The following is a 2651-nucleotide window of genomic DNA, read 5'->3' as shown; positions in this document are numbered from 1 at the left end:
ACTCGGTGTGTTTGATTGAGGAGCGTTGTGGGCGAGTTGTCTTACAGTCTGGCGTTTGGCAGTCTGGTGGTTGACGCTGGAGCTGGCTTCTGATGCTGGCTGAAGTTAACCTGTTTGGCGTTTTCGTTGCTCCGCTTTCCATTTATGCCGTAGCGGCGGTCTTTGTGACGTTACTGCTGAGAAGCCTCCTGTGGCGCACGGGCGCCCTGGGATGGTTCTGGCACGTCGCTCTCTTTGAAATAGCGCTCTATGTCTGTGTTCTCTGTCTGCTCATCCTTTACGTATAGGAGGGGTCAGCGATGAACTGGACCCGCAGTGTAATCCGTGTCCTGCTGACCCTTGTCGTGCTGGCGCTCGCCATCGGCCTGGGGCGGACGATGTGGGACATCTATGTCCTCGCCCCCTGGACCCGTGATGGCCGCGTGCGCGTCTATGTCGTGGACGCCGCCCCTGAAGTTTCGGGCACGGTCGTGGCCGTGCCGGTCGTGGACAACGAGTTCGTCCATAAGGGCGATCCGCTCTTCGTGCTCGATCCGGTGCGCTTCCGTCTCGATATCGACGCTGCCCGCGCCCGTCTGGCCGGAGCGGAGGAAGACCTGAAGCTCCGGACCTCCGACGCCAAGCGCCGTATGGGACTGGGCGGCATCGTCTCGGCGGAAGAGCAGGAAGACTTCAACTCCAATGTTGAAACCCAGCGCGCCAAGGTCAACGCGGCCAGGGCCGAGCTGGATACGGCCCTGCTGAACCTCCAGCGCTCCACAGTTTACTCGCCGGTGGACGGCTACATCACCAACCTGAACCTGCGCGTGGGCGACTACGCCCATGCCGGGCAGCCCGGTATGGCCGTGATTGACGCACACAGCTTCTGGATCAACGGCTATTTCGAAGAAACCAAGATGCACGGCGTGCATGTGGGCGACGAAGCCCGCATCAAGCTAATGGGCTACAAACAGATCCTCATGGCGCATGTCGTCAGCATCGGCCGCGGCATCAACGACCAGAACGGCGTGTCCGACAAGCTGGGCCTGCCGGACGTCAATCCGATCTTCACCTGGGTGCGTCTGGCGCAGCGTATTCCGGTGCGTCTGGAACTCGACAGCGTACCGCCGAACATCACGCTGGCGGCCGGCATGACGGCCACGGTGACGATCGGCCGCGAAACGCCGGGCGCGCGCGGCCGTCTGACCACCTGGCTGCAGAACCACCTCTGACATGTCCCGCAAACTCCTGACCCTTGCCCTGAGTACCTGTCTGTCGCTGACGGCGTGTACGGTGGGGCCGAACTTCACGCCGGACCGGATCAAGGTACCTGACGCCTTCGTCGAGCAGCCCCATCCCGCCACGGCTGATGCGCTGGCGCAGTCGGCGGCGGACATGAAGGACTGGTGGTCGCAGTTCCATGACCCCATGCTCAACGAGCTTGTGGATCAGGCGATCAAGGGCAATTACGACCTGCAGATCGCCTCGCAGCATATCATCGCCGAACGTGCCGTCCGTCGGCAGGCGCAGTCGGCCTGGTATCCGCAGCTCGACGTGGCCGCAGGTGGTGGCGATGACCGCTACTCGATCAATATCGATAACTGGCCGCTGCGTCCGGGCAATCCGGCCAACCGTCCTGAAGCCTCGGTCCTGACCTATGGCGCGCGGGCGACCTGGGAAGTCGATCTGTTTGGGCACATCGCCCGGCAGGTGGAAGAGCGTAAGCGGATCGTCGAGGAATCGATCGAGAACCGTCGCGGCGTGCTATTGGCCCTGCTGGCCGAGATGGCGACGGACTATGTAACACTGCGCTCGGTGCAGGAACGTCTGACCGTGACCGAGCGCGCCATCGACGTGGCCGTGCGCTCGCGGGAACTGACCGAAAAGCTCTACACCCACGGCCTCGGCAACACGCTGGCCGTGGCGCAGGCGCAGACGGAAGAACATCTCGAACGCGCCCGTCTGGCGCCGTTGCACGAGCAGGAAGAGCGGCTGATGCATGCCATCGCCGTCCTTGTCGGCGACATGCCGGGCCAGCTTGAGGAAGAGCTGGAAAAGCGCCGCCCGATCCCCGATCTGCCGCGCTTCCCCGACAGTCTGCCGTCGATCGTGCTGGCCAACCGCCCCGATATCCGCGTGGCCGAGGCCGAATACGCCGCCGACACCGCACGCGTGGGCATTGCGGTCTCGAACCTCTATCCGAAATTCATGATCCCGCTGACGTTCAACCCGAACGCGTCCGCCGCCTATCAGGCGTTTCAGGCGGGTGGCATGGCGTGGAGCTTCATGATGATGGCGACGCTGCCGGTCATCCATGGCGGCCGCTACACCGCCGCGATCGCGCAGGCCCGGGCCGAGGCCGAGGGTAGCCGTCTGAACTACCGCAAGACGGTGCTCAAGGCGTTCGCGGATGTCGAGGACGCGATGGGCGACTGGCGGCATAATGCCGAACTGGTCGAGCAGCTGAACCAGGCCTCCGTCGATGCCGGCCTCGCCCGCGACCGCGCCCAGAAGCTCTTCGGAGCGGGTCTGACCGGCTATCTGAACGTGCTGACGACCGAACAGACCGCCCTGTCCGCCCAGGACCAGGCCGTCGTCGGACGCCTCGCCCGCGTCCGCAACGCCGTCGCCCTCTACATCGCCCTCGGCGCCGGATGGCAGGGAAAAGCCCT

General features: G+C 64.1%; 3 protein-coding genes. All 3 read left to right on the top strand.

What is annotated here, in order from left to right:
* Positions 1 to 92: 92 nt before the first annotated feature.
* Positions 93 to 287 carry a DUF1656 domain-containing protein gene (locus tag GKO01_RS15630; RefSeq protein WP_062026972.1) on the top strand — a complete coding sequence of 65 codons (195 nt, stop codon included), beginning with the start codon at positions 93 to 95 and terminating at the stop codon, positions 285 to 287.
* A 12-nt stretch (positions 288 to 299) separates the two neighbouring features.
* On the top strand, positions 300 to 1211 hold the full coding sequence (locus GKO01_RS15625) for an HlyD family secretion protein (RefSeq protein ID WP_099287791.1): 912 nt from the start codon (positions 300 to 302) through the stop codon (positions 1209 to 1211).
* Position 1212: 1 nt separating this feature from the next.
* The coding region (locus tag GKO01_RS15620; RefSeq protein WP_099287790.1) for an efflux transporter outer membrane subunit at positions 1213 to 2651 on the top strand (1439 nt) is incomplete at its 3' end.

This window comes from Gluconobacter kondonii (assembly GCF_002723995.1).
GTDB classification, from domain to species: domain Bacteria; phylum Pseudomonadota; class Alphaproteobacteria; order Acetobacterales; family Acetobacteraceae; genus Gluconobacter; species Gluconobacter kondonii.
This window is presented reverse-complemented; position numbering and strand designations above follow the sequence as displayed.